Annotated in this window: 6 protein-coding genes; 5 read left to right on the top strand and 1 reads right to left on the bottom strand. The window is 55.6% G+C overall.

The features are described 5' to 3' along the window. The first annotated feature begins 61 nt into the window (after positions 1-61). From ACSZO1_RS21510 to ACSZO1_RS21490, 5 genes are all read left to right on the top strand, one after another. Positions 62-379: an HNH endonuclease gene (locus ACSZO1_RS21510; RefSeq protein ID WP_437616293.1), complete on the top strand. Its 318-nt coding sequence runs from the start codon at positions 62-64 to the stop codon at positions 377-379. A 33-nt stretch (positions 380-412) separates the two neighbouring features. Further along, positions 413-1,219, top strand: coding sequence for a hypothetical protein (locus ACSZO1_RS21505; protein WP_437616291.1), 807 nt, complete (start codon positions 413-415; stop codon positions 1,217-1,219). Positions 1,220-1,556: 337 nt separating this feature from the next. Then, positions 1,557-2,831 carry a nucleoside permease gene (locus ACSZO1_RS21500; RefSeq protein ID WP_437616290.1) on the top strand — a complete coding sequence of 425 codons (1,275 nt, stop codon included), beginning with the start codon at positions 1,557-1,559 and terminating at the stop codon, positions 2,829-2,831. 17 nt (positions 2,832-2,848) lie between these two features. Continuing rightward, complete coding sequence (locus ACSZO1_RS21495; RefSeq protein WP_437616295.1) at positions 2,849-3,871, top strand: ADP-ribosylglycohydrolase family protein; 1,023 nt, start codon at positions 2,849-2,851, stop codon at positions 3,869-3,871. Beyond that, positions 3,858-4,838, top strand: a complete 981-nt coding sequence (locus ACSZO1_RS21490) for a PfkB family carbohydrate kinase (protein ID WP_437616288.1) — start codon at positions 3,858-3,860, stop codon at positions 4,836-4,838. Before ACSZO1_RS21495 ends, ACSZO1_RS21490 begins: the two co-directional genes overlap by 14 nt. Here ACSZO1_RS21490 and ACSZO1_RS21485 read toward each other — a convergent pair. Further along, positions 4,825-5,568: a GntR family transcriptional regulator gene (locus ACSZO1_RS21485; protein ID WP_437616286.1), complete on the bottom strand. Its 744-nt coding sequence runs from the start codon at positions 5,566-5,568 to the stop codon at positions 4,825-4,827. The genes ACSZO1_RS21490 and ACSZO1_RS21485 overlap by 14 nt on opposite strands. Between the last annotated feature and the right edge of the window lie 167 nt (positions 5,569-5,735).

The following is a 5,735-nucleotide window of genomic DNA, read 5'->3' as shown; positions in this document are numbered from 1 at the left end:
CCGGCAGCCTTCAGTGGTCTTTGCAGAGTTAAGACAGGCGGCTTAGCGTTGCACTTCGAACTTGAATCCGCCTGGTGCCGCCTGTGCGGTCACCGGCTCAGGTCCGATAGAAGTGCTGGAAGCGGCGCATATTGTTGGTCATGCAGAATCGGGAATTAATGATTCCTGCAATGCGCTGTTGTTGCGTTCCGATATTCATATTTTGTTCGACAGACACTTACTTAAAATTGAGCCTCACAGTTTTAAAATCATCCTCGATAAAAGTCTGAAGAAAACAGACTACTGGCAGTGGCATGGTAAAAAGCTGCGTCACCGCATGGATGGTTTAACGCCTTCACCGGAATATCTGGCCAGGCGCTGGTTTGGGGACACCATTTAACCGTTACGTTTATTCGCTGCAAAAAGGGATGTTATGAACATAATGATAAAAGCAGGGATTGCGGGGGTGTTAGTCGCGGCGCTGGCGGGCTGCAATGACGACGATGCACCACCGAAAAATTCCATCTGGTCCTACGTCAATACCGCAGATGAGACGCTGTGGAAACTGTGTCATGGCAAGGAGAATAGCTGTACGTTACTGACTGACAGCAAACATTTTGCTGCGGTGGTGAATAACAAACCCGACGACGGCTGTGCGGCGGGCAACCTGTATATCCTCGAACATAAACGCACCACTTTCCGTCGGGTCGAAACCGGAGGTTGCGCACCTGGCACGTCGATTATCCAAAGCACTTTCCCGGATAATATTCTGACAGCGGTAAAGGTGATGAATAATAACCAGATGATCAAAGTCTATCCGATTGGCCAGTGGTCGATGCGGCTCGATGTGGCGGGTGATCATGTGCCGCCAACCGATGCCGAGAAAGCGCGTTTTATCAGCCAGTGGGCGGTGGTGAAAAACGTCTATTCGGTGATTGGCAATTATGATAATTCCAGCATCCTGCTGGTCGATTGTCCGAATACTGGCGATGTGAAGGCGATTAAATTTATTACCGGTAATAACAGCTACCGTAATCACGAGTTCTCCCTGTCAATTGATGATACGCGTTACCCATTGCCGGATGATGCCAGTGGCGATGTGAATAGCTGGAATAAGATCTTTACCGCGCTGCAGTCGGCAGAAACGGTCACTGCGCAAGCGGGTGACGTGACGCAGACGTTTAATATCAATAAGGCGGCGGCAGAGCACTTTTTTGCGGCGCACTCTTGTGTGAAATAGTCGTCCCGTAAGCGATAACGTCGTGTGACCTGAGCGGGTTGCTGCTGACTGGCGGCTACCCGCTCACGGAAATCAGCGCTGCAGACAGATGATGACTGCTTTACTCCGCGGATTGCCGCAGTACATCCAGCTTCTTCCCGAAAATAACCCACTGATAACATTCTTTTTCCCGTCTGATGGTCTCCTCCTGCGCCTCTGCACTGCCTTTCTCCCGCTGTTGCTCTGTTAATCGTCGGTTAAAATTATTGTGGGCGAGGTCAAATTATCGTCTAATGGTATTATAAAGGTATTGTTGGTGGTGTTAGATTGGTTCTACCAACACCGGGGAGTTCGTTCGATGAAAAATACAATGCCAAAACTGTCGTTCATGATGTTCCTTGAATGGTTTATCTGGGGAGCATGGTTTGTGCCGCTGTGGGCGTTTCTCAGCAAAAACGGCTTTACGCCGGTTGAGATCGCCTGGTGCTACGCCTGTACCTCGATTGCCGCCATTATTTCACCCATCCTGGTTGGCTCACTGGCCGACCGCTTTTTCCAGGCACAGAAAATGCTGGCGCTGCTGACCATCGCAGGTGCCGTGCTGATGTTCCTGGCCGCGCAGCAGACGCACTTCGGCGGCTTCTTCCCGCTGTTACTGCTCTACGCGCTGACCTATATGCCGACCATCGCACTGACCAACAGCATTGCGTTCTCGCATGTCGATGATGTGGAACGCGATTACCCGCGTGTCCGTGTGATGGGAACGCTGGGCTGGATCGCTTCCGGCATCGCCTGCGGTTTCCTGCCGCCGCTGCTGGGCTTTGGTGATATCTCCGCCAGTAATGTGCCGTTGCTGATCACTGCCGCCAGCTCGCTGGTGCTGGGTTTCTTTGCCCTGACACTGCCTGCCACCGAACCGAAAAGCACCGGCAAATTCAGCCTGCGTGTGGCGCTCGGTCTGGATGCACTGCACCTGCTGAAAGATCGCAGCTTCCTGGTGTTCTTCGTCTGCTCGTTCCTGTTCAGCATGCCGCTGGCGTTTTATTACATCTTCGCCGAGGGCTATCTGACCGAGGTCGGCCTGCCGCATGCGACGGGCTGGATGACGCTCGGCCAGGTGTCGGAGATCTTCTTCCTGCTGGCATTGCCGTTCTTTATTAAACGCTTCGGCATCGGCAAAGTATTGCTGCTGGGACTGACCACTGCGGCTCTGCGCTATGTCTTCTTTGTGTTCGGCGGCGACCAGAATCTGCTGACCTACGGTCTGCTGTTTATGGGGATTCTGCTGCATGGCGTCAGCTATGACTTCTACTTCATCACCGCCTACATTTACGTGGATAAAAAAGCGCCGGTGGCGATGCGTAACGCGGCACAGGGGCTGATTACGCTGGCCTGCCAGGGCATCGGCAGTCTGCTGGGTTATCGGCTCGGCGGTTACCTGATGCAGGAAATGTTTGCCTACGATGCACCGCGCAATGGCCAGACCTTTAACTGGGCCGGGATGTGGATGTTCGGCAGCGTGATGATTGTGATTATTACCCTCGCCTTTATTGTCCTGTTCCGTGACGGCAAAAAACGCAGCGATGAGCTAACCGCTTTCGAGACTTCAGCAGCCGCTGAAAGCCATAAATAAGAGAAGTGACAATGACAATGACACACCAGGAAAAACGGATTTTAGGCGCCTTTTATGGTCAGGCGCTGGGCGATGCGATGGGTATGCCATCGGAACTCTGGCCGCGCAGCCGCGTGAAACAGCATTTTGGCTGGATCGATCGCTTCCTGCCTGGCCCGGCCGAAAACAATGCCGCCTGCTATTTTGGCCGGGCGGCCTTCACCGATGACACTTCAATGGCGCTGGCGCTGGCGGATGCCATCATTAGCCATGAAGGCGAGATTAATGCTGAAACCATCGGCGCGAATATTTTGCACTGGGCGGAAGCGTTTGATGCGTTTAATAAAAACGTGCTGGGGCCAACCTCAAAAATCGCCCTGAATGCGTTAAAAGCCGGCACGCCGGTGGCACAGCTGGACAATAATGGCATGACCAACGGTGCGGCAATGCGCGTATCACCGCTGGGCTGCCTGCTGCCAGCTGTTGACCTCGATAGCTTTATTGACGCGGTGGCGGTCGCCTCCAGCCCAACGCATAAATCCGATGTTGCTATCGCGGGCGCCACGGTAATCGCCTGGGCGGTGTCTCGTGCGATTGATGGTGCCAGCTGGGCAACGATCCGCGACGAACTGCCGTCTATTGCACGTGCGGCGCAGGAAAAACGCGTAACCACTTTCAGTGCTTCTATGGCGGCACGGCTGGAACTGGCATTGCAGGTGGTGGCGCAGGGCAGGGGAACCGAATCGACCATGCAACAGATTTACGATCTGGTGGGAACAGGCACCAGCACCATCGAATCCGTGCCTGCCGCGATTGCGATGGTTGAACTGGCTGCCTGTGATCCAAACCGTTGCGCCATTCTTTGCGCCAACCTCGGCGGTGATACCGATACCATCGGCGCGATGGCGGTGGCGATTTGCGGTGCATTGCAGGGGATTGACGGTATCGATACGGCGCTGAAAGCCGAACTGGATGCGGCGAATGGCCTGGACTTTACACGCTACAGCAGTGCCTTCAGCCGTTTCCGCCAGCAACGTGAGGCCGCCTATGCTGATGCCTAAAGACCTTACGCGGCTGGCCGGGCATCTGCCGGTCTGCGTGGTGGGCGCAGCGGTGGTGGATGTGATTGCCGATGCTTATTCACTGCCACACCGTGGCAGTGATATCGAACTGCATCAGCAGGGCGTCAATGTCGGTGGCTGCGCGCTGAATGTGGCGATTGCGCTGCACCGGCTCGGCATCCCGTCGGTCAATGCGTTGCCGCTGGGTAATGGCATCTGGGCGGGCATTGTGCGGCAGAAACTGGCGGAATATGGCATTCATAGTGTGCTGGAAACCGCGTCAGGTGATAACGGCTGGTGTCTGGCGCTGGTGGAGCCAGACGGTGAGCGCACGTTTCTGTCGGTGAGTGGCGTGGAAAATCAGTGGGATGCGGTGCTGCTGGATGCGCTGCCGCAGCCAGAAAACCGCTGGATCTATCTCTCTGGCTATCAGCTCGCCAGTCATAGTGGCGAGGTGCTGATTCAGTGGCTGGAGCGGCAGGCCACGCCGTACCAGCTGCTGGTTGATTTCGGGCCACGGCTGGCGGATATCAGCGATGCACATTTTACCCGCATAATGGCGCTGAATCCGCTTATCACCGTGAATCGTCAGGAAGCGGAACTGCTGTGGCAGGAGCGTCTCGGCGCGACAGATGTCTTTGATGCACACGCCCTGCTGACTCGCTGGCAGCAGCGTTTTGGTAGTGCGATGGTGGTGCGTCTCGACAGCGATGGCGCAGGTTATCACGACGGGGAAACACAGGGCTGGCAGCCGGCACTGGCGACCACGGTGGTGGATACCATTGGCGCGGGCGACAGTCATGCCGGGGGCTTGCTGGCCGGGCTGGCGTCAGGCTGGTCACTGGCCGACAGCGTCGCACTCGGTAATGCGGTGGCCTCTTTTGTGGTGTCGCAACGCGGTGGCGACTGCGCCCCCGACCGCGCAACGCTGACGACTTACTGGCAGCAGCGCCTTACTCAGCAATAAACACGTACATATCGCTGCGGCAGTAGCTGATGCTGTATTCCAGCGGATTGCCCTGCGCGTCGAGCGCCAGCTGCTTAATCACCAGCACCGGCACATTGGCGGGCAGGGCGATTTGCTGCTGCAGGGCTTCATCCGGCATGCGCGCGCTGACGCGGCTTTGTGATTTCACTGGCAGGATCTGCTGATCGCGAAAATAGTCGTACAGCGAAATACCGATGTCTGCGGCATCGGCAATCAGATGTGCCGATACCCAGGACTCTTCGACCGAAACCGCCTGCTGATCGACATAACGAATACGTTTCAGCTGCCAGACCTCGCTGCCATTGCTGAGGCCCAGTTTTTCCGCAATCTCGGTGTTGCAGCGAATTTTGCTCTTGTTAATCCAGACGGTATCGGGCTTTTTGCCGCGCAATACCGCCTGTTGCGACAGACCTTTTGGTTCTTTCAGCGAGTATTCGAACTGGCTGCAGATTTGCGTGCCGTAACCGCGTGAGCGAAACACCACCCCCTCTTTTTCCAGTTCGTCCATCGCCTTACGTACGGTGATGCGTGAAATCCCCAGCGACTGGCTGAATTCACGTTCACCGGGCAGGATCTCCTCATGCACCAGCACGCCCTCACGGACCGCCTCTTTAATCGCCGCAGCAAAGCGTTTGTACAGCGGCATGCGGCTGGTTTCCGCCAGTGTGGATTCAAGCCGGGCAAACAGCGCGGGGTGTTGGCTGGTCATATCTGCGGTAGCACTCACCAGGGGAAAGGGAACATTGAACCATAATACTGAAAATTCACGGTTTGCGAATTAAATTCACTGCAATGAGTCAGGGCGGATTCAACTCCGAAGTGCAACGCTAAGCCGCCAATCTTAGCTCTGCAAACACCACAGACGGTTGCCTGAAT

This window comes from Erwinia sp. V71 (genome assembly GCF_965644245.1).
GTDB lineage: Bacteria > Pseudomonadota > Gammaproteobacteria > Enterobacterales > Enterobacteriaceae > Erwinia.
Note: the sequence above shows the minus strand (reverse complement) of the source record. Positions and strands in the feature narration are given on the sequence as shown.

Bases quoted from the DNA above. Each gene is read 5' to 3' on its own strand.
- ACSZO1_RS21505 (WP_437616291.1), top strand. From the start codon at position 413: ATGAACATAATGATAAAAGCAGGGATTGCGGGGGTGTTAGTCGCGGCG.
- ACSZO1_RS21500 (WP_437616290.1), top strand. From the start codon at position 1,557: ATGAAAAATACAATGCCAAAACTGTCGTTCATGATGTTCCTTGAATGG.
- ACSZO1_RS21495 (WP_437616295.1), top strand. From the start codon at position 2,849: ATGACACACCAGGAAAAACGGATTTTAGGCGCCTTTTATGGTCAGGCG.
- ACSZO1_RS21490 (WP_437616288.1), top strand. From the start codon at position 3,858: ATGCTGATGCCTAAAGACCTTACGCGGCTGGCCGGGCATCTGCCGGTC.
- ACSZO1_RS21485 (WP_437616286.1), bottom strand. From the start codon at position 5,568: ATGACCAGCCAACACCCCGCGCTGTTTGCCCGGCTTGAATCCACACTG.